Here is an 18,679-nt window from a genome sequence, read left to right on the forward strand (position 1 = left end):
TTTTCGATGAGAGGAAGGGTCAGGCGCTCGCCGTAGCACGGCCGCCCTGGCCGCCGCGGCCACCACGTCGGCGATTGCCGCCGCTGCGCCCACGCGAGGCATAGGGATTGGCCGGACGCGGATCGTGCGTCTTGCGCGGCGGACGCTGGCCGCTCGGGCCACGCGGACGCTCGTCGCGAGTCGGCTCGACATGGCCGGCGTTCTTGCGCACCGACGCCAGCCGCGCCGATTCCGCCAGGAAACCCTCGGGCAGTGCCTTCAGCGGCACCTTCTGGCGGATTGTCTTCTCGATATCGCGCAGATACGGCTTCTCGTCGTCGGCGACGAAGCTGATCGCAATCCCGTCCTTGCCCGCGCGTGCCGTCCGCCCGATGCGGTGGACGTACTGTTCTGGAACGTTGGGGATCTCGAAATTGATCACGTGGCTGACCCCCGACACGTCGATCCCGCGCGCGGCGATGTCGGTCGCGATCAGCACCTTGATCTCACCAGTCTTGAACGCGGCAAGCGCGCGCTCGCGCTGCGGCTGGCTCTTGTTGCCGTGGATCGCGGATGCCGCGATGCCGTTCTGGCCGAGCAGGCGGACGACTCGGTCGGCACCGTGCTTGGTACGCGTGAAGACGAGGGCGCGCTCGATCGACGGATCGTTGAGCGTCATCGTCAGCAGCGCCTGCTTCTCCGCCTGATTGACGAAGGTCGCGTATTGATCGACCCGCTCGGCGGTGGTCGCGGCCGGCTTGATCGCCACGGTCGCCGGATCCTTGATGAACTGATCGGCGAGATCGCGGATCGACTGCGGCATGGTTGCCGAGAAGAACAGGGTCTGGCGCTGACGCGGCACCATCTTCACGATCTTCTTGAGCGCGTGGATGAAGCCTAGGTCGAGCATCTGGTCGGCCTCGTCGAGCACCAGCGTCTCGATCAGGTTGAGGTTGACGAAGCGCTGCTCAATCAGGTCGAGCAGGCGCCCCGGGGTCGCGACGAGGATATCGACGCCGCGCGCCATGTCCTGACGGTTCTTGTTGATGCTGGTGCCGCCGAACACCGTCGCGACGATCATGCGGCTGAACTTGCCATAGGCGCGCGCGCTTTCGGCTATCTGACTCGCGAGCTCGCGAGTCGGCGCAAGCACGAGCATCCGGCAGTGCGTCGGCAGCACGCGCTTGTCGGCGGCAACGAGACGCTGGATCGACGGCAGCACGAAGGCGGCGGTCTTGCCGGTGCCGGTCTGCGCGATGCCGAGCAAGTCGCGGCCTTCGAGCACGATCGGGATCGCTTGTTCCTGGATCGGGGTGGGCGTGGTGTAGCCCTTGGCCTCGAGCGCGCGGACGAGCGGCTCGGCGAGGCCGAGATGCGAAAATTTGGTCATGAAATTCTTTTCAAAAATGTGCCTCACGCACGCCAAGGAGGCGCACGGGCGGCGGGGGAAAATGACACCCCGCGTGATTTGGGAAGCCTGTTAGCTATCGACCGAGACGGAGCCTGTGCCTTGCGGCACGATCACGCTGCATGACGCCTCGATCACCGGCATATGCATGCTGCAGCGCGAAAAGTCAAGATTTGCCGTCGGCTGGCGGTTTCGGTATGAAAGGGACGAAGCCGGGCATTGCCGCCCGCACGCGACAGGAGGCAGCCTTGACCAAGACGACGATCGCCCGATCCGTCCTCTTTGCTCAGGTGCCGTATATCTTTCTTTCTCACGCTGGATTCGCTGTCGCTATCGACGCCTGACGGCCGTCCGCTCTTTCACGACCTGACTTTATCCTTCGGCCGCCAGCGAACCGGGCTGGCCGGGCGCAACGGCTGCGGCAAGTCCACCTTGCTCCGCGCGATTGCCGGCGAGATCGCGCCCACCACGGGGAGCGTCGCGCGAAGCGGCAGCGTCGCGTTACTGCGGCAGGATTGGCCCGACGACTCGATTTCGATCTCGGCCGCGCTGGAAGTTGCCGGTCCGCTTGCGCTGTTGCGCCGGGTCGAGGCGGGCGATGGCGACGAAGAGGATTTCGCCGCTGCCGATTGGAGCCTCGAAGAGCGGATCGCGGGAGCGCTGGCAGAGGTCGGATTGCCTTGGCTCGATCTCGACCGTCCGCTCGCGTCCTTGAGCGGCGGCCAGCGCACGCGCGTCGCGATCGCTCGCGCGACGATCGCCGCGCCCGACCTGCTGCTGCTCGACGAGCCGACCAACAATCTCGACGCCGACGGCCGCGCGGCAATGGCCGATCTGATCGCGGGGTGGAAGGGCGGCGTCGTGGTGGCGAGCCACGACCGAGCATTGCTTCAAGGCATGGACCGCATCGTCGAGCTGACCCCGGTCGGGTGCCGGATTGTCGCGGGCGGCTGGAGTGATTTCGTCGCCGTGCGCGACGCCGAGCGGGCGGTCGCCGCGCGCGAACTCGACCGCGCCGACGACGAGCTCCGTCAAGCCAGCCGCGCGGCACAAGCGCAACGCGAGAAAAAGGCGCGGCGCGACAAGACCGGGCGCGCGTTCGCCGCGTCGGGCAGCGCGCCGCGGATCCTAATGGGCGCGATGAAGCGACGTGCCGAAACCAGCGGCGGGCGCGACAGCCGGCTGGCCGAGCAGCTGATCGGCGACGCCGTGGAAGTGCAGGCGGCGGCGCGGCAACGCGTCGAAATCGTGACGCCGTTTGCCATCGGCCTGCCATCGACCGGGCTGTCGTCATCGCGCGAGTTGCTGCGGATCGAGCGCGCGGTGATCGCACGCGGCGAGCGGCGGATTGGACCGATCGACCTGACGATCCGCGGCCCCGAGCGCGTGGCGCTTATCGGCGCCAACGGCACGGGCAAGACCAGCGTGTTGGTGATGGCGGCAGAGACGATAGACCCAGTCGCGGGCAGCGTGTCGCGGTCGGACCGAATCGCGTTGCTCGACCAGCATGTCGGCCTGCTCGAACGCGACGCATCAATTCTGGACAATCTGCGCGCGCTCAGCCCTGGTCTCACCGATAACGACGCCCACGCCGCGCTCGCGCGGTTCGCGTTCCGCAACCAGGCGGCCGAGCGAATCGTCGGCACGCTGTCGGGCGGCGAGCGCCTCCGCGCCGGCCTCGCCTGTCTGCTATCGGCCGCGCGCCCGCCCCAATTGCTGATGCTCGACGAACCGACCAACCATCTTGACCTCGACTCGATCGAGGTGCTCGAGGCGGCGCTGCGCGGCTATGACGGGGCGCTGCTGGTGGTCAGTCATGACGCGGCGTTTCTGAAGGCGATCGGGGTGGAGCGCGAGGTCGCTCTGGCGTGAGCGGCTAGTTGCCCTCGGCGCCGGGCTGCTTCTTGAAGTAGCGCTTGATCTGCCCGCGCTGCTGATCCGGCGCGAGCGCGGCGTCCGACTTGTACAGCGCGACGAGATAATTCCGGTCCTGCTCGGTCAGCCCAAGCGGTGCCGCCTTCCCGGCATCGCGGTCGGCGAAGACGGCGAGCACACTGTCCTCGCCAGCATAATCGACATCCATCCCGGGCTGGCCCAGGCTGACCATCGCCAGATAGTCGCCGAGCTGCGACCATTTGAGCCCCGCCATCTTGGGCTCGTCGACCACGATCAGCGACAGCATGGTGTTTTCACGGGTGGGCAGGCCGATCCGCGACGGCGGAGCGAACGACAGATGCTGTCCATCGCCAGAGCCTTTCGGGAACGTGTCGACCGTGCCGCCGTCCGCCATCACCGTTTTCCGGATCGAGAACCAGCGCACCGGGCGGGGAGCGAGATAGCTCGCCTTGAGCTTGCCATGCGGCAGGCCGAACATATCTGGGTTCTGGATGTAATCCGGATGATTCTTGACCACGTCGGCGGCGAACGCGTCGGCGAAGGGCGTGAAAACGACCAGTACGTTGGGCGTGCATTTGGCGCTCCCCGCCGTTGTCACCCCTACCGCTTTCGCGGCCGCGACGATCCTTCCCGTCAGATAATCCGCGCGTTCGGACCCAAGCCCTAGCACTCTGGCGCAAATGCGGTCGTCCCAGCGGGCTATCTGACGATCGTTCTTGCCCTGGGCGAGCCGGCGCACCAGCGCATCGACTTGATCGTCGAGCTTGCCGTTGATGACGATCTCGGACTGCGTCTTGGGCTTGTCCTGCGCGACCGCCGAGTGGGCCAGCAACGCCAGACCGAATGCGAGCGGGAGGAACAAGCGGTACACGGCAGAACGATACCGTGTACCGCTCGCGAGTTCAATCAGAGCGACCGCCCGATCAGCTCCTTCATGATCTCATTGGTCCCGCCATAAATCCGCGACACGCGCGCCGCGCGCCACATCCGCGCGATGGGATATTCGTTCATGTACCCGGCGCCACCGTGAAGCTGGAGGCATTTATCCATCACTTCCCATTGCAGTTCGGTGTGCCAAAGCTTGGCCGCCGCGCCCTCGGTCGGCGTCAGTTCGCCTTTCAGATGCCGCTGGATCGCCCAGTCCAGATGAGCCCAACCGACCTGGAGCTTGGTCTTGAGGTCGGCGAGCACGAAGCGCGTGTTCTGGAAATCGAATACCATCCCGGCGAACGCCTTGCGCGATTTGGTGAACTCGACCGTTTCGTCGAAGGCCTTTTGCGCCGATGCTTGCGTGCCGATCGCGATCGACAGCCGTTCCTGCGGCAATTGGCTCATCAGGTAGATGAACCCCTTGCCTTCCTCGCCCAGGCAATTGGTCATCGGCACACGGACGTCCTCGAAGAACAATTCGGAGGTGTCGGCGGCGTCCTGGCCGATCTTGTCGAGCTTGCGCCCGCGCTTGAACCCCTCGCGATCAGCCTCGATCAGGATGATCGACATGCCCTTGTACGCGGGTTGCGCGTCGGGATCGGTCTTGGCGACGACCAGCACCAGATCGGCGTTCTGGCCGTTGGTGATGTAGGTCTTGCTGCCGTTGACGACGTAGTGATTGCCGTCCTTCTTCGCCGAGGTCCGGATCGCCTGAAGATCGGAGCCGGTCCCCGGCTCGGTCATCGCGATCGCGGTGATCGTTTCGCCCGAAACGAGGCGCGGGAGCCATTGCTTCTTCTGCTCCTCCGAGCCGTAATGCTCGATATAGCCGCTGACGATGTCCGATTGCAGCGAGAAGCCCGCCGGCACGCCGATATACGACATCTCCTCGTCGACGATCGCGTTATAGCCGAAATCGAGCCCGAGCCCGCCATAGGCCTCGGGCACGGTCGGGCACAGCATCCCGATCTCGCCAGCCTTGCGCCAGAATTCCTTGGGCACGAGGCGGTTCTTTTCCCAATCGTGGACGTTGGGCACCCCCTCTTTCTGCAGGAACGACCGCACGGTCTGGCGGAACGCTTCGTGATCCTCGTTATAGGCGAAGCGCCCGGGCACGCTGTCGGGGGTCATATCAGTCCTCTCCTGCAACCTTTCGGGCAACGTGCGGGGAGTTGACCAAGGCGTCAACCCAACGCTGTTCGTGTCGAGCGAAGTCGAGACACGCTGACGCAAGAAAGGCTTCTCGACTTCGCTCGAAGCGAACGGGTAAGGGTGATGGGTCAAAGGGAGCGCGCATGAAACTGGCCAGTCTGAAGCATGGACGCGACGGCAAGCTCGTCGTGGTGTCGAACGACCTCGCCTGGTGCGCCGACGCCTCGCACATCGCACCCACGCTGCAGGCCGCGCTCGACGATTGGGATCGGCTGTCGCCCGATTTGCGCAACCTCCAGACCGACCTCGACCATGAAGTTATCCCACGCGAGCGGTTCCACGAGCATGACGCCGCGTCGCCGCTGCCGCGCGCGTATCAATGGGCCGACGGGTCGGCCTATGTGAACCATGTCGCGTTGGTGCGGCAGGCGCGCAATGCCGAGATGCCCGAGAGCTTCTGGCACGACCCGCTGATGTATCAGGGCGGATCGGACGGGTTCCTGGGGCCGCGTGATCCGATCCCGCTCGCCGATGAATCTTGGGGCTGCGACCTCGAGGCCGAAGTGGTGGTGGTGACCGGCGACGTGCCGCTCGGCGCCAGCCGCGAGCAGGCGCTCGAGGCGATCGTGCTGGTCGGGCTGACCAACGACGTGTCGTTGCGCAACCTCATCCCCGGGGAGCTCGCCAAGGGGTTCGGGTTCTTCCAGTCGAAACCCGCGAGCGCGTTCTCGCCGGTGTTCGTCACCCCCGATTCGCTTGGGAGTTGGTGGCGCGACGGCAAGCTCCACCGCAAGCTGATGGTCGACCTGAACGGCCAGCCGTTCGGCCGCGCCGAGGCGGCGGAGGACATGACGTTCGATTTCGGCACGCTGATCGCGCACGCGGCGAAGACGCGAAAGCTCGGCGCGGGGACGATCGTCGGATCGGGCACCGTGTCGAACCGCGATGCCGATGGCGGTCCGGGCAAGCCGATCGCCGAGGGCGGGGTCGGCTATTCGTGCCTCGCCGAGGTGCGCACGGTCGAGACGATCGCCGGCGGCAAGCCGGTGACGCCGTTCCTCAAGGCGGGCGACACCGTACGGATCTGGGCGGAGGACGACAAGCACCACCCGATCTTCGGGGTGATCGAGCAGACGGTTGGCGGCTGACTCGCCAAGGCGATTGAAATTTTATAACAACGGGCCGAAAGCGCCGCGCGAGCGTTTCGCAACACGAGTCGAACCCGGAGAGAGCATGGCCAGCGACACGCGCGCCAACCTTAAATCCCTGTCGCTCCATGTGCCGGAGCCCAAGTTCAGGCCGGGTGACGCGGTTGATTTCAGCGAGGTCGAGATCCCCGCGGCGGGCGCGACTCGCCGCCCCGACACCGCCGAAGACGCGAAGGCCTTCACCGATCTTGCCTATGCGATGGTCCGCGTGCTCGACGAGGATAACCGCGCGGTCGGGCCGTGGGACCCAAAGCTCTCGGCCGACGCGATGCGGCGGATGCTCCGCAACATGGCGTTGGTGCGCGCGTTCGACGAGCGCATGTTCCGTGCGCAGCGCCAGGGCAAGACCAGCTTCTACATGAAGTCGCTGGGCGAGGAGGCGGTGTCGATCGGCGCCGCCGCGGCGCTTGCCGACGACGACATGTGCTTCCCGTCGTACCGCCAGCAGGGTGTTTTGATCTCGCGCGGCTGCCCGTTGGGCGACATGATGAACCAGATCTATTCGAACGCCGGCGACAAGCTGCAGGGCAAGCAGCTGCCGATCATGTATTCGGAGCGGCGGTTCGCGTTCTTCTCGATCTCGGGCAACCTGACCACGCAATATCCGCAAGCGGTCGGCTGGGCGATGGCGTCGGCGTCGAAGGGCGATACGCGGATCGCGGCGACCTGGTGCGGCGAAGGATCGACCGCGGAAGGCGACTTCCACTCGGCGCTGACCTTCGCGACCGTCTATCGCGCGCCGGTGATCTTCAACGTCGTCAACAATCAATGGGCGATCAGCTCGTTCTCGGGCTTCGCCGGGGCCGAGGCGACGACCTTCGCTGCAAGGGCGGTCGGCTATGGTATCGCCGGCCTTCGCGTCGACGGCAACGATGCGCTGGCGGTCTATGCCGCGACGCAATGGGCGGCGGAGCGCGCGCGGATCAACCAGGGACCGACGCTGATCGAGCATTTCACCTATCGCGCGGAGGGGCATTCGACCTCGGACGACCCGACGCAATACCGCTCGGCGGGCGAGCCGAATGCGTGGCCGCTCGGCGACCCGATCGTTCGGCTCAAGAATCACCTCATCGCGCTCGGCGAGTGGGAGGAGGAGCGCCACGCCGCCCAAGACAAGGAACTCGCCGAAATGGTGCGCGACGCGCAGAAGGAGGCCGAGAAGAACGGTATCCTCGGCCACGGCCTGCACCAGCCGCTCGACACCTTGTTCGACGGCGTGTTCGAGGAAATGCCGTGGCACTTGCGCGAGCAGCAGGCGCAGATGATGGCGGAAGAAGAAGCGAGCGGACGGCCATGGGCGCGGAAGTGAGCGACATGACCGCGGAGGCGGGCGAAGCGGGCGCGACCACGCGCATGAACATGATCCAGGCGATCAACTCGGCGCTCGACGTGATGATGGCGCGCGACCCCGACGTGATCGTGATGGGCGAGGATGTCGGCTATTTCGGCGGCGTGTTTCGCGCGACGGCGGGCCTGCAGAAGAAGCACGGCAAGACTCGCGTGTTCGACACGCCGATCACCGAATGCGGCATCGTCGGGGTCGCGGTCGGGATGGGCGCCTATGGCTTGCGCCCGGTGCCCGAGATCCAGTTCGCCGACTACATCTATCCCGCGCTCGACCAGCTCGTGTCGGAAGCGGCGCGGCTCAGATATCGCTCGGCGGGCGAGTTCATCGCGCCGATGACGATCCGCTCGCCCTATGGCGGCGGCATCTTCGGCGGGCAGACCCATTCGCAGTCGCCGGAAGGAATCTTCACCCACATTTCGGGCGTCAAGACGGTGATCCCGTCGACGCCGTACGATGCCAAGGGCCTCCTGATCGCGGCGATCGAGGATAACGACCCGGTGCTCTTCTTCGAGCCCAAACGCATCTATAACGGCCCGTTCAACGGCCATTGGGACCGCCCGGCGGAGAATTGGTCGAAGCACCCCGCAGGCGAAGTGCCCGAGGGCTATTATACCGTGCCGCTGGGGAAGGCGAACGTCGTGCGGGCCGGCGAGGCGCTGACGATCCTGTGCTACGGCACGATGGTCCATGTCTGCGCCAAGGTGGTCGAGGAAGCCGGGGTCGATGCCGAGATCGTCGACCTGCGCACGCTCGTCCCGCTCGACATCGATACGGTGGAGGAGTCGGTCAAGAAGACCGGCCGCTGCATGATCGTCCACGAAGCGACTCGCACCAGCGGGTTCGGCGCGGAATTGTCGGCGCTCGTCCAGGAACGTTGCTTCTATCACCTCGAAGCGCCGATCGAGCGCGTCACGGGGTTCGACACGCCCTACCCGCACAGCCTCGAATGGGCCTATTTCCCCGGCCCCGTCCGCATCGGACAGGCGCTCAAGAAGATCATGAAGGACTGACGCGCCATGGCCCGTTTCGAATTTCGCTTGCCCGACATCGGCGAAGGCATTGCCGAGGCCGAGATCGTCGCGTGGCACGTCAAGGTCGGCGACTCGGTCGAGGAGGACCAGCAGCTCGCCGACATGATGACCGACAAGGCGACGGTCGAGATGGAGTCACCGGTCGCGGGTACCGTGCTCGAACTGGCGGGCGAGGTCGGCGACCAGGTGCCGATCGGGTCGACCCTGGTGGTGATCGAGACGGCGGGCGAGGCGACGATAGCGCCCTCCGAAGAGACCGTGGCCGACGGTGCGCCGGGCGAATTGCCGGCGAACGAGGCCAAGATCGAAGAGGTCGAGGAAACGATCGAAGCCGAGAATCCCGGCGTCGCCGACGCCGAGGGCAAGACGCCGGCATATGAGACGCCCAGTGCTCCGGCGAAGGCCGGGGCTTTGGCAGCCGAAGCCGTTCCCTCGCCACAGCTCCGGCCTTCGCCGGAGCACAATAAGGCCGTCCTCGCCTCCCCCGCCGTGCGCCAGCGCGCCAGCGAACTCGGGGTCGATCTGTCGCAGGTCAAAGCCGATGGCGATCGCATCCGCCACGCTGATCTCGACGCGTTCCTGCGCTACGGGTCGGGCCAGGGCTATCACGCCCCCCACGCATCGCGCGCGCGCGACGACGAGACGATCAAGGTCATCGGCATGCGCCGCCGAATCGCCGAGAACATGGCCGCGTCGAAGCGCAACATCCCGCACTTCACCTATATCGACGAAATCGACGTCACCGCGCTCGAGGAGGTTCGCGCCGACTTGAACGCCAATCGCGGCGGGCGCCCCAAGCTCACGATGCTGCCGTTCGTGATCGCCGCGATCTGCCGTAGCTTACCCGAATTCCCGATGCTCAACGCGCGCTACGACGACGAAGCCGGCGTGGTGACTCGCTCGGGCAGAGTCCATCTCGGCATGGCGACACAGACCGATGCCGGCCTCACCGTTCCCGTCATCCGCGACGCGCAGGACAAGAACGTCTGGCAGCTCGCGACCGAGATCGGCCGGCTGGCCGAGGCCGCGCGCGCCAACAAGCTCAAGCCCGACGAGATGGGCGGCGGCACGATTACCGTCACGAGCTTGGGTCCGCTCGGCGGCATCGCCACCACGCCGGTGATCAACCGCCCCGAAGTCGCGATCATCGGACCCAACAAGATCGTCGAGCGCCCGATATTCCGCGGCGACGACATCATCCGCGCCAAGCTGATGAACCTCTCAATCAGTTGCGACCACCGCGTCGTCGACGGCTGGGACGCCGCCAGCTACGTCCAGCATCTCAAGAAATTTCTCGAGACGCCGGTCCTGCTGTTCACCGATTGACAGGTTAATATCGCGAGCGTTCGTCGACGATGCCGGAGTCGCGCATCCGCGCCTGCTGACGAAGGACGAGTTGCTGGTTTTCGCGAACTCGCGCGCGACCGCGCCTGCATTGGCCAGCCGGTCGAGCCCAAGATCGTGAGTCACCGCAGGCCAATGCTCGTCGCGCCCGGGCGATCTGCCGACATACTTCTGCGACAGTCCACGCCTAGCGTCGCCCCGCCACTGAGGGAGCGCGCGATGCTGGGCATGATCGTGGGATGGGCGTTGCTGGTCGCGGCACAGGACAAGCCGCCTTTGGCAGGGACGTTGCCGCCGATGCCCGCGCCGCGGGCGCGGCCGGAGGGCGAACGACCGCGCGGGCGGCTGTTCATCAGCCCGATGGGCGAGCCGTTCCGCGGTCCCGATCCCGTGCGGCAATGGTTCGATGCCGCCGACACCGACCATGACGGCGCGCTGAGCCTGGCCGAATTCACCGCCGACGCCGACCGTTTCTTCCAGCGGCTCGACCGCGGGCATGACGGCGAGATCGATCCCGACGATATCGAATTCTACGAAACGGTGCTTGCGCCGGAAATCCGCACCGGCGGTGAAGCGATGGGCGGCGCCGGCGTTCGTCGTAGCGGCTCCGGCTCGGGCGGCGGCGGGCGACGCGGCGGCGGCGGGGGCCGGCGTGGTGGTGGCGGCGGCTATGGCGGGGGAATGGGCGGCGCCGGTTCAGGCGGCGGTACATCCGCGGGCCAGACGCAGCGCTACGACGACGTCAAGCGCGGCGCGGCACGGTTCGGCTTCTTCGACTATCCCGAACCGGTGACGACCGCCGACGCAAACTTCAATCGCGGCATCGACCCGCGCGAATTTCGCGACGCGGCGACCGAGCGCTTCGCGCTGCTCGACCGCAACCATGACGGCAAGATCGGCTGGGGCGAACTGCCCAAGCTGACGCTGCCCGAAGGCGGCGGGTTCGGCGGCGCGCGGCGCGGCGCTGGCCGGTTCGGTGGCAGCGGACGACCTCCGCCTGGGAGTGGCGAGGGCGATTCGGGTGAATAGCTCGCCCGCGACGATCGCTTCATTTCGGAGGAAACTCGCGCTTATTAGCACCCAAAATGGCGCATACGGCGCTTTGCCACCCTCAACCACTCGTTGATCCTTCGGCGTATCGCAGCCTGTACCTGCGAGTCGCGGCCGATCGGGGGGTGGCATGGCGGATTTGCTCGAATCGCTCAATTCGTTGACGGGGCTGGCGGTCGCGCTCGCCGCGATCGCTACCGTCGCATTGCTCGCCTATCTCCACCACGATTCGTTTCCGCTGACCGACTTCACCTATCGCGTGCCACTGATCGGTAAGCTCGCGCGCTATTCTCGGGACCTGTCGGAAGCCAAGCCCGGCAGCTGGCTCAACTCGGAACTGACCCTGTGCCGCGACTATGCGCGACACATGAGCGCGATCTCGCCCGAGGAGTTCGCCAAGAACAGCGAATATCTCAGAAAGGCGTTCGATGCGGGACGAAAGCCGATGCCCAAGCGCGTGTTCGGCCTGATTGCCTTGCTGATCATCCTGGAAGCGGTCGGCTTTTCGTTGCTGCTCAGTACCTGGATGGCGCTCGATGCCTCCGAGAACCTGCGATATGAGTTGACCGCGATGATCGTCGCGGTGCTCGCGATCATCCTGGTGATGGTTACTCACGCCGCGGGGCACCAGCTCTATCGCACGCGGCTGCTGCGCAGTTGCTTCAAGCGCTTCCAGGCCGAAAACCTCCACATGCCGAGCAACGACCGCGCGACTCGCACCTATACGTCGCGGATCGTGTCGCTGAGCGACGATCAGGGGATCGACGATAACCGCCCGCAGCACGTGCAGTGCGCGAATCGTGTGGCCACGACGCCCGACGACCTCGGCAGCTACGCCTGGGTCTGGGTGGCGGGATTGCTGATCCTGTTCATCGCCGGTTTGTCGACGTTGCTCCGGATCGAGACGCTGCAAGGCGACGAGCTGGCGCAAACGTCGGTGAGCATCTTCGGCAGCGCGCGCGGGGGCGCCGCACAGTCGCAGGCCGCGCAACATTATGCAGCGATCACCAGCTTCTGGATCCTTGCGATCGTTTTCGTGGTGACTCAGCTGGTCGGCATGGGCGTCGGCTACCGTTATGGTTTTGTCGGCAAGCAGAGCGGCGAAGCGTTCAAGGCAATCCAGGGCTGCGCCGATTACGAAACCTATTTCCGCCCGATCCGGCGGCGGATGAGTCTCGCCGATCTGCGCTTGAGCTCGCTTCACCGAATGATGGAGCGGCATTTGCCGGTCGATCTCGACTGGACGCGCGATTTCATCACCTTCGTGCGCGAGGAGCGCAAGCGCGGGGTCACCGACCTGCAGGACCCGACCGAGGTCGCCAAGGCGGCCACGCGTGCACTGATCGAGGACCGGTCGGGGCGGCGTCGCGACGATCCCCGCGAGCCGGAGGCGAGCGAAGATACAACGGAAGAGGTGGACGCGCCCGCGCCGGTCGTCGTCGAGCCTGGGCAGGGGGAAGCGTGATGCGCGTGGTATTGGGCATCGCGAGCGCACTCGTACTGGTATCGCTCGATGCTTGCGGCACCGGTAAGGGAAATAGCAGCTCGGCCGTCGGCGCCGGCGACCTCGTGCCGAGTTGCTACGCCGATGCCGGGCTCGACGACTCGCGGCCGCCCGCGACTCACGCCTTGTTCGTCGTGATCGACCAGACCACCGGACTCGACGACAAACTGCGCGACACGGTCCGAAAGACGGTGCGGTCACTGATCGGCAAGCGGGGTGACGTCGCGATCTACACTTTCTCCGCGCTCGATCGCGACCATTATCCGACCGAGGTCGCGAGCGGATTGGTCGAATCGCCGGTCGACAACGCCGCGCGTCCCTCGCTTCCGGTGCGGCGTTTGAAGAAGCTCGACGATTGCCTGGGTCAGCAGCTCGATTTCGCGCAGACGCAATTCGCGGGGAAGGTCGATGCCGCGACGGGCGACGCATCGGCGCAGTTCAGCCATTCGGCGATCGAGCGTGGTCTCGCCCAGATTTCGGAAGCGGTGCGCAAGTCGAGCGCGCGCGACAAAATCGTGCTGCTCGTTTCCGACATGCTCGAGCATTCGGACGTCACCAGCTTCTACAAGCAACACCAGCTCCGCCTGATCGATCCGGCCGCCGAACTGGACCTCAGCCGCCGGGCCGGCACGCTCGGCGATTTCGGCGGCGCTCGCGTGATCGTCGTCGGGGCCGGATCGATCCCCGCCGACAGCGCGCCCGATGCAAGCCGCAATACCCCGGCGCTCGCCGCGCTCCACAGTTTCTGGGATAGCTGGTTTGAGGCATCTCACGCCCACCTCACCGACTATGGCGAGCCCGATTTGATGGCGCCGATCATCTCTTAAGCGCGACATTATTAAACCGTCCGGTTGACAGTTGCCGATCGCGCGAGTAATTCAACCACATGGTTGAGAGACTCGATGCGACCTTCGCGGCTTTGGCCGACCCCACCCGGCGAGCGATGCTGGCGCGGCTGACCGGCGGCGAGCGATCGATCGGCGAGCTGGCGGAGCCGTTCGCGATGAGCTTCGCGGGCGCGGCCAAGCATGTCGGTGTGCTCGAACGCGCCGGGCTGGTCGAGCGTCGCAAGGCCGGGCGCCAGCAATTGTGCCGGTTGAAGGCCGAGCGGCTGCGCGAGGCGGATCAATGGCTGCGGCAATGGGAGAGCTTCTGGAACTCGACGCTCGAGCGGCTCGAGGCGATCGTCGCGCAGGACAGAGGATGACCGATCCGATCGTCCTGACCGTGACCCGTGAGATTGCGGCTCCGCCCGAGCGAGTGTTCGACGCCTGGCTCGATCCTGCCACCGCGCGGCACTTCCTGTTCGCGACTCCCGACGGCGCGATGGAAAGATGCGACATCGATGCGCGGGTCGGCGGGCGCGCGCTGATCACCGAGCGCCGGCCGCAGGGGCTGGCCGAGCATCATCTGCAGTACGAGGAGATCGATCGCCCGCGCCGGCTGGTCTTTCTGTTCCGCGCCTGCCTCGCCGGCGTCGGTGGCGAGGAAGGGCAATGGACTCGCGTGTCGATGGAGATAGCGGCGATCGACGCCGGGTCGCGAATTACGCTGACGCACCAAATGGACGCCGAATGGGCCGACTACGAAGAGCAGACGCGACATGGCTGGACGATGATCCTCGACAGCCTCGCGCACGTAATGGAGAACGATGATGGCTGACCACGACACGATCACCCCCGCAATGCTGCGGTTCGAACGCGTGCTTGCGGCGCCGGTCGACACCGTCTGGCGCTACCTGATCGATCCCGATCTGCGTGCGCGATGGTTCATGGGCGGCGAGACCGAGCCGCGGGTCGGCGGCAAGTTCGGGCTGACCTTCGACCACGCCTCTCTGTCCGACGGCGACGTGCCGACGCCGGAGCGTTACGCCAGGAACGCGGGCAAATCGTGGTTCGAGACGATCGAGCGGATCGAGCCGCCGCACCTGCTCGCGTTCACTTGGGACGGAGGGGCGGCGGGATCGGTGACGATCGAGCTTGTCCCGCTCGACGGTGAGCGGACGCAGCTGACGCTGACCCATGCAGGTCTGCGCGGGGCGGACGACGCGCGCAATTTCGGGGGTGGCTGGGGGTCGCATCTCGACACGCTGCAGCGCCGGCTGGCCGGGCAGCCGGTACCTGACTTCTGGGCGCTGGCACGCGGCAGCGGCTGAGCGAGCGGCGGTGGCGCTGGGCTGACCACTATCGACAATCGAATGTCGGTCGCAGAAGACGGCCGGATGACGCCGAGCCATCACCTCCACGCCCGTCTGATCGGCCAGCCGGGGTCGCGCGACCAGCTCAACACGCCCGCGTTGATCGTCGATCGTGATGCGCTCGACGCCAATATTGCGGCGATGGCGCGCTGGGCACGCGACGCGGGCGTCGCGCTGCGACCGCACGCCAAGACGCACAAGAGCGCCGAAATCGGCAAGCTGCAGATCGCGGCGGGCGCGGTCGGGTTGTGTTGCGCCAAGCTGGGTGAAGCCGAAGCACTGGCGGCGGAAGGGATCGAATCGATCCTGCTGACTTCGCCCGTCGTGACACAACCGGCGATCGCTCGGCTGGTCGCACTCCACGAGCGCATCCCCGATCTGGCGCTGGTCGCCGATCACCCAGACGCGGTCGCGGCCCTCGCCGTCGCCAATAGCGAGCGTCCGATTCGCGTGCTGGTCGACATCGATCCCGGCATTCACCGCACCGGAGTCGCTTCGCCCGACCAGGCCGCGGCGCTCGCCCGCCAGATCGCGGATGCGCCGGGCCTCGAATATGGCGGCGTCCAATTCTATTGCGGGTCGCAGCAGCACATCGCGACCTATGCCGATCGCCGCGCGGCGATCGCCGACCGAACAGACTATCTCCAAAACGTAATGGCCGCGCTCGGCGACGCACGCCTGACCCCGCCGGTCGTAACGGGCGGCGGCACCGGCACGCACCGCATCGACGCCGAGCTCGGCGTGCTGACCGAGCTCCAGGTCGGGTCGTACGTGTTCATGGACCGCGAATATGCCGAGTGCGATCTGGGCGCGGGCTTCGCCACCGCGCTGATGGTCGACACGCGCGTGATCAGCAGCAACACGCCGGGGATGGCGACGCTCGACGCCGGGCTGAAGGCGTTCGCGACCGAGGCCGGGATGCCCGCGATCCTCGCCGGCGCGCCACCGGGGAGCCGCTACCGTTTCATGGGCGACGAGCAGGGCGCGGTGCTGGTCTCGGAGGGCGCCACCGCACCGCTGCTCGGCGCGCGCGTGACGGCGATGACGCCGCACTGCGACCCGACGGTCAACCTCTATGATGCGTACCACCTCGTTCGGGGTGATACGCTGGTCGCGATCTGGCCAGTCACCGCGCGTGGGCGATCGGCCTAGCCGTTACGGCTGGCTGTCGTCGCCGCCACCCCTGCCCGCGCCGCCCGAGCCGGGCGCGCCGACCGTGCCGATATTGCCGAACAGTTCCTCGAAGAAGGTGCGCTTGCGGCCCAGCGTCGGCGTGGTCTTGTCGTACGGACTGATCGACGCAACCCGATCGAGACCGGTGCGCGTGATCCCCTGCACGACGCCCTGGTCGTTGAAGGTGATCTTGAGCGTCAACTGGCTCTTGGGCTTGGGATTGAGATAGGCGAGGTTGCGGCTGTCGCGCGCGACGTAATACCAGTTGCCGGTGTCAAACTGGCTGGCGAAGCTCGGCTTGCCGAGCGTCTGCAGCACCGAAGCGCGGTTATCGACCCCGGGCTGCACCGAATTCACCAGATCGGCGTCGATGATATAGCCTTGGTGCGAGCGCAGCGTGGTGCAACCGCCGGTCAGCGTCAGCGCCGCCACCATCGCGGCGGTGCCGATCGTCCGGATTGCCTTGGTCATTCGAATCTCCCGCGCCCCACGCCGATACGCGGCGCCCGCGCGATTGCATCGGGCGCCGTTCGCCTCAATATGCGGAGCATCGCGGTGGCACAAGGCTGCTGGTTGCAGGGTCAGATTATGGGTTTGTTCGACAGGTTCATCGGCAAGCGCGACGAGGTGGCGGGATTGTACGCCGCAATCGTCGCGCGGGCGCGCCAGCCGCATTGGTATCTGGAAGGGGCCGTCGCCGACAGCGTCGATGGCCGGTTCGACATGATCGCCGCTGTGCTGGCGATGGCGATGCTGCGGCTGGAAGATGATGATCAGGGGAAAGCCGCCGCGACCCATCTCGCCGAAGCGTTCGTCGACGACATGGACCCGCAGCTGCGCGAAATCGGAATCGGCGACTTGCTCGTCGGCAAGCATATCGGGCGAATGATGGCGATGCTCGGCGGGCGGCTAGGCGCATATCGCGAAGGGCTGGCGGCGGGCGATCTCAAGCCGGCCTTGGTCCGCAACCTCTATCGCGGCGACGCCCCGGCGGACTCGGCCCTGGCGCATGTCGAGCATGAATTGCTGGCGTTGCGCGACGAGCTCGCCGCCGTCGCCACCGATCGGCTGATCGCGGGCGAGCTGGCATGAGCGACGTCGAGTTCGCGCGCCCGCAGCGGCTCGACACGATCGGCGGCGAAGTCCGCGCAGTCGCGGTCGAGGCGGGCGAAGCTGAGCGGGCCGCGCTCGCCAAGCGGTTCGACCTGATCGCGATCGACCGGCTCGCGGGCGACTTCACGATCCGCCGCGAGGCCGCGGGAATCCTGGTCGAGGGACGAGTCACGGCCGGCCTGACCCAAGCCTGCAGCGTCACTGGCGAGCCGTTGACGGCCACGATCGACGAGCCTGTGTCGCTTCGCTTCGTCGCCGCCGGGACCGAGTCGCAGGAGGAGGTCGAGCTCGGCGACGAGGACATCGACGTAATCCCCTATGACGGCGGCGCGATCGACCTTGGCGAAGTCGCGGCGGAGACGGTGGCGCTCGCCATCGACCCGTTCGTGCGCGGGCCGGGCGCCGAAGCCATGCTCAGGGCCGCCGGCGTGCTGAGCGAGGAGGAAGCTGGGCCATTCGGTGCGCTGGCCGGGCTTCGCGACAAGCTCGGCGGGACCTGACCGCCTTAAACGTCTCTTTACCCTGTTGCGCTAGCGTCGGCCGGCCAGTTTCCCGAGGAAGCGCCTGTGACGTCGACGCTCAAGCAATTGCCCGAACCGGGGAGCGTCAGCGAGTCGCTCGATCTCGCGCAGCGGCTTACCTTGTTCGGGTTCGAACCGGGCGACTTCTCGCTCGCGGCGACGATCTGGCAAGTGATCGAGCCAGAGGCGCGCGCGATCTCCGAATCGCATTGGCGGCAGTGGCACAAGTTTTTCAATGGCGACAAGTTCATCGCGCATGACCACGAGCGCGCGATCGATCTCGGCGTCGCCTATCTGCGCAATCGGTATCTCGATCCCGCCGGCCTCGATTGGGTCAAGTCGGCCGAGCGCACCGTCGCCGCCGCGTTCGCGCAAGGGGTGTCGCTGACCGCGATCCTGTCGATGACCGGCGCCGGCAGCAGCCAGACGCTCGATATCCTGGCGCGGCGTCACGATTGCTCGCCCGAGGAACGCTGGCAGATCGACGACGTGCTGTCGCGGCTGCGCACACTCGAGTGCGATATCTACGCGTCGCTTTATGGCGCCTATGTCGAGCATGATGCGCGGTGCCAGCGCGACCTGCTGGCGAGCGAATTCAACGCCAAGATCGGATCGACCGTCACCGCGGCGTCGGAAAACGGCACGTCGCTGCGTGCCCAGGGCGCGGCCGCATCGAAACTCGCGCGCGGTATGATCGGCAAGACGTCGGAAGTGGCCGCCGCCGCCGAGCAATCGGCAGTGGCGATGCGAGAGGCGGCGCAGACCGCGGCGGGGCTGATCCGAGCGATCGAGGATGCGCGGATCGAAGTCGAGGCGGCCGCCGAG

At 66.4% G+C, this 18,679-nt stretch carries 18 protein-coding genes and 1 pseudogene; 15 read left to right on the top strand and 4 right to left on the bottom strand.

What is annotated here, in order from left to right:
- Positions 1–19: 19 nt before the first annotated feature.
- A complete protein-coding gene (locus tag VH326_RS14595) occupies positions 20–1,369 on the bottom strand; it encodes a DEAD/DEAH box helicase (protein WP_329632571.1) in 1,350 nt (449 codons plus the stop codon).
- Positions 1,370–1,669: 300 nt separating this feature from the next.
- Here VH326_RS14595 and VH326_RS14600 point away from each other — a divergent pair, with 300 nt between their 5' ends.
- A complete protein-coding gene (locus VH326_RS14600; RefSeq protein ID WP_329632572.1) occupies positions 1,670–3,259 on the top strand; it encodes an ABC-F family ATP-binding cassette domain-containing protein in 1,590 nt (529 codons plus the stop codon).
- A 4-nt stretch (positions 3,260–3,263) separates the two neighbouring features.
- On the opposite strand, the gene VH326_RS14605 is transcribed toward VH326_RS14600, so the two are convergent.
- Positions 3,264–4,154 carry a hypothetical protein gene (locus tag VH326_RS14605; RefSeq protein WP_329632573.1) on the bottom strand — a complete coding sequence of 297 codons (891 nt, stop codon included), beginning with the start codon at positions 4,152–4,154 and terminating at the stop codon, positions 3,264–3,266.
- Positions 4,155–4,189: 35 nt separating this feature from the next.
- The gene (locus tag VH326_RS14610; RefSeq protein ID WP_329632574.1) at positions 4,190–5,344 is read right to left on the bottom strand and encodes an acyl-CoA dehydrogenase family protein; all 1,155 of its coding nucleotides are present in this window, start codon (positions 5,342–5,344) and stop codon (positions 4,190–4,192) included.
- A 164-nt stretch (positions 5,345–5,508) separates the two neighbouring features.
- Here VH326_RS14610 and VH326_RS14615 point away from each other — a divergent pair, with 164 nt between their 5' ends.
- From VH326_RS14615 to VH326_RS14665, 11 genes are all read left to right on the top strand, one after another.
- Positions 5,509–6,513 carry a fumarylacetoacetate hydrolase family protein gene (locus VH326_RS14615; protein ID WP_329632575.1) on the top strand — a complete coding sequence of 335 codons (1,005 nt, stop codon included), beginning with the start codon at positions 5,509–5,511 and terminating at the stop codon, positions 6,511–6,513.
- A gap of 85 nt (positions 6,514–6,598) precedes the next feature.
- Positions 6,599–7,882, top strand: coding sequence for a 3-methyl-2-oxobutanoate dehydrogenase (2-methylpropanoyl-transferring) subunit alpha (locus tag VH326_RS14620; protein ID WP_329632576.1), 1,284 nt, complete (start codon positions 6,599–6,601; stop codon positions 7,880–7,882).
- Between the two features lie 44 nt (positions 7,883–7,926).
- Positions 7,927–8,931: an alpha-ketoacid dehydrogenase subunit beta gene (locus VH326_RS14625; RefSeq protein ID WP_329632588.1), complete on the top strand. Its 1,005-nt coding sequence runs from the start codon at positions 7,927–7,929 to the stop codon at positions 8,929–8,931.
- Between the two features lie 6 nt (positions 8,932–8,937).
- Positions 8,938–10,278 carry a dihydrolipoamide acetyltransferase family protein gene (locus VH326_RS14630; protein WP_329632577.1) on the top strand — a complete coding sequence of 447 codons (1,341 nt, stop codon included), beginning with the start codon at positions 8,938–8,940 and terminating at the stop codon, positions 10,276–10,278.
- A 237-nt stretch (positions 10,279–10,515) separates the two neighbouring features.
- Complete coding sequence (locus VH326_RS14635; protein WP_329632578.1) at positions 10,516–11,325, top strand: EF-hand domain-containing protein; 810 nt, start codon at positions 10,516–10,518, stop codon at positions 11,323–11,325.
- A gap of 151 nt (positions 11,326–11,476) precedes the next feature.
- Positions 11,477–12,811, top strand: coding sequence for a hypothetical protein (locus VH326_RS14640; protein WP_329632579.1), 1,335 nt, complete (start codon positions 11,477–11,479; stop codon positions 12,809–12,811).
- Positions 12,811–13,677: a hypothetical protein gene (locus tag VH326_RS14645; RefSeq protein ID WP_329632580.1), complete on the top strand. Its 867-nt coding sequence runs from the start codon at positions 12,811–12,813 to the stop codon at positions 13,675–13,677. Before VH326_RS14640 ends, VH326_RS14645 begins: the two co-directional genes overlap by 1 nt.
- Before the next feature lie 59 nt (positions 13,678–13,736).
- The gene (locus VH326_RS14650) at positions 13,737–14,057 is read left to right on the top strand and encodes a metalloregulator ArsR/SmtB family transcription factor (protein WP_329632581.1); all 321 of its coding nucleotides are present in this window, start codon (positions 13,737–13,739) and stop codon (positions 14,055–14,057) included.
- Positions 14,054–14,512, top strand: coding sequence for an SRPBCC domain-containing protein (locus VH326_RS14655; protein ID WP_329632582.1), 459 nt, complete (start codon positions 14,054–14,056; stop codon positions 14,510–14,512). Before VH326_RS14650 ends, VH326_RS14655 begins: the two co-directional genes overlap by 4 nt.
- Positions 14,505–15,005, top strand: coding sequence for an SRPBCC family protein (locus tag VH326_RS14660; RefSeq protein ID WP_329632583.1), 501 nt, complete (start codon positions 14,505–14,507; stop codon positions 15,003–15,005). The genes VH326_RS14655 and VH326_RS14660 overlap by 8 nt, the downstream gene beginning before the upstream one ends.
- 42 nt (positions 15,006–15,047) lie before the next feature.
- Positions 15,048–16,199: a DSD1 family PLP-dependent enzyme gene (locus VH326_RS14665; RefSeq protein WP_329632584.1), complete on the top strand. Its 1,152-nt coding sequence runs from the start codon at positions 15,048–15,050 to the stop codon at positions 16,197–16,199.
- Positions 16,200–16,202: 3 nt separating this feature from the next.
- Here the strand turns inward: VH326_RS14665 and VH326_RS14670 are convergent, their stop codons facing one another.
- Positions 16,203–16,691 carry an outer membrane protein assembly factor BamE gene (locus VH326_RS14670; RefSeq protein WP_329632585.1) on the bottom strand — a complete coding sequence of 163 codons (489 nt, stop codon included), beginning with the start codon at positions 16,689–16,691 and terminating at the stop codon, positions 16,203–16,205.
- Positions 16,692–16,808: 117 nt separating this feature from the next.
- Here VH326_RS14670 and VH326_RS14675 point away from each other — a divergent pair, with 117 nt between their 5' ends.
- The 3 genes and pseudogenes from VH326_RS14675 to VH326_RS14685 all read left to right on the top strand — a co-directional run.
- Positions 16,809–17,312 carry a ubiquinol-cytochrome C chaperone family protein gene (locus tag VH326_RS14675; protein WP_329632586.1) on the top strand — a complete coding sequence of 168 codons (504 nt, stop codon included), beginning with the start codon at positions 16,809–16,811 and terminating at the stop codon, positions 17,310–17,312.
- The gene (locus VH326_RS14680) at positions 17,309–17,833 is read left to right on the top strand and encodes a DUF177 domain-containing protein (RefSeq protein WP_329632587.1); all 525 of its coding nucleotides are present in this window, start codon (positions 17,309–17,311) and stop codon (positions 17,831–17,833) included. Before VH326_RS14675 ends, VH326_RS14680 begins: the two co-directional genes overlap by 4 nt.
- 66 nt (positions 17,834–17,899) lie before the next feature.
- Positions 17,900–18,679, top strand: a pseudogene (locus VH326_RS14685) (chemotaxis protein); the annotation flags it as partial.

It is taken from the genome of Sphingomonas sp., assembly GCF_036269755.1.
Taxonomy (GTDB): Bacteria; Pseudomonadota; Alphaproteobacteria; order Sphingomonadales; family Sphingomonadaceae; genus Sphingomonas.

Excerpts from the sequence above, each read along its gene's own strand:
- VH326_RS14595 (WP_329632571.1), bottom strand. The coding sequence starts at position 1,369 with ATGACCAAATTTTCGCATCTCGGCCTCGCCGAGCCGCTCGTCCGCGCG.
- VH326_RS14610 (WP_329632574.1), bottom strand. The coding sequence starts at position 5,344 with ATGACCCCCGACAGCGTGCCCGGGCGCTTCGCCTATAACGAGGATCAC.
- VH326_RS14615 (WP_329632575.1), top strand. The coding sequence starts at position 5,509 with ATGAAACTGGCCAGTCTGAAGCATGGACGCGACGGCAAGCTCGTCGTG.
- VH326_RS14620 (WP_329632576.1), top strand. The coding sequence starts at position 6,599 with ATGGCCAGCGACACGCGCGCCAACCTTAAATCCCTGTCGCTCCATGTG.
- VH326_RS14625 (WP_329632588.1), top strand. The coding sequence starts at position 7,927 with ATGAACATGATCCAGGCGATCAACTCGGCGCTCGACGTGATGATGGCG.
- VH326_RS14630 (WP_329632577.1), top strand. The coding sequence starts at position 8,938 with ATGGCCCGTTTCGAATTTCGCTTGCCCGACATCGGCGAAGGCATTGCC.
- VH326_RS14635 (WP_329632578.1), top strand. The coding sequence starts at position 10,516 with ATGCTGGGCATGATCGTGGGATGGGCGTTGCTGGTCGCGGCACAGGAC.
- VH326_RS14640 (WP_329632579.1), top strand. The coding sequence starts at position 11,477 with ATGGCGGATTTGCTCGAATCGCTCAATTCGTTGACGGGGCTGGCGGTC.
- VH326_RS14645 (WP_329632580.1), top strand. The coding sequence starts at position 12,811 with ATGCGCGTGGTATTGGGCATCGCGAGCGCACTCGTACTGGTATCGCTC.
- VH326_RS14650 (WP_329632581.1), top strand. The coding sequence starts at position 13,737 with ATGGTTGAGAGACTCGATGCGACCTTCGCGGCTTTGGCCGACCCCACC.
- VH326_RS14655 (WP_329632582.1), top strand. The coding sequence starts at position 14,054 with ATGACCGATCCGATCGTCCTGACCGTGACCCGTGAGATTGCGGCTCCG.
- VH326_RS14660 (WP_329632583.1), top strand. The coding sequence starts at position 14,505 with ATGGCTGACCACGACACGATCACCCCCGCAATGCTGCGGTTCGAACGC.
- VH326_RS14665 (WP_329632584.1), top strand. The coding sequence starts at position 15,048 with ATGTCGGTCGCAGAAGACGGCCGGATGACGCCGAGCCATCACCTCCAC.
- VH326_RS14670 (WP_329632585.1), bottom strand. The coding sequence starts at position 16,691 with ATGACCAAGGCAATCCGGACGATCGGCACCGCCGCGATGGTGGCGGCG.
- VH326_RS14675 (WP_329632586.1), top strand. The coding sequence starts at position 16,809 with ATGGGTTTGTTCGACAGGTTCATCGGCAAGCGCGACGAGGTGGCGGGA.
- VH326_RS14680 (WP_329632587.1), top strand. The coding sequence starts at position 17,309 with ATGAGCGACGTCGAGTTCGCGCGCCCGCAGCGGCTCGACACGATCGGC.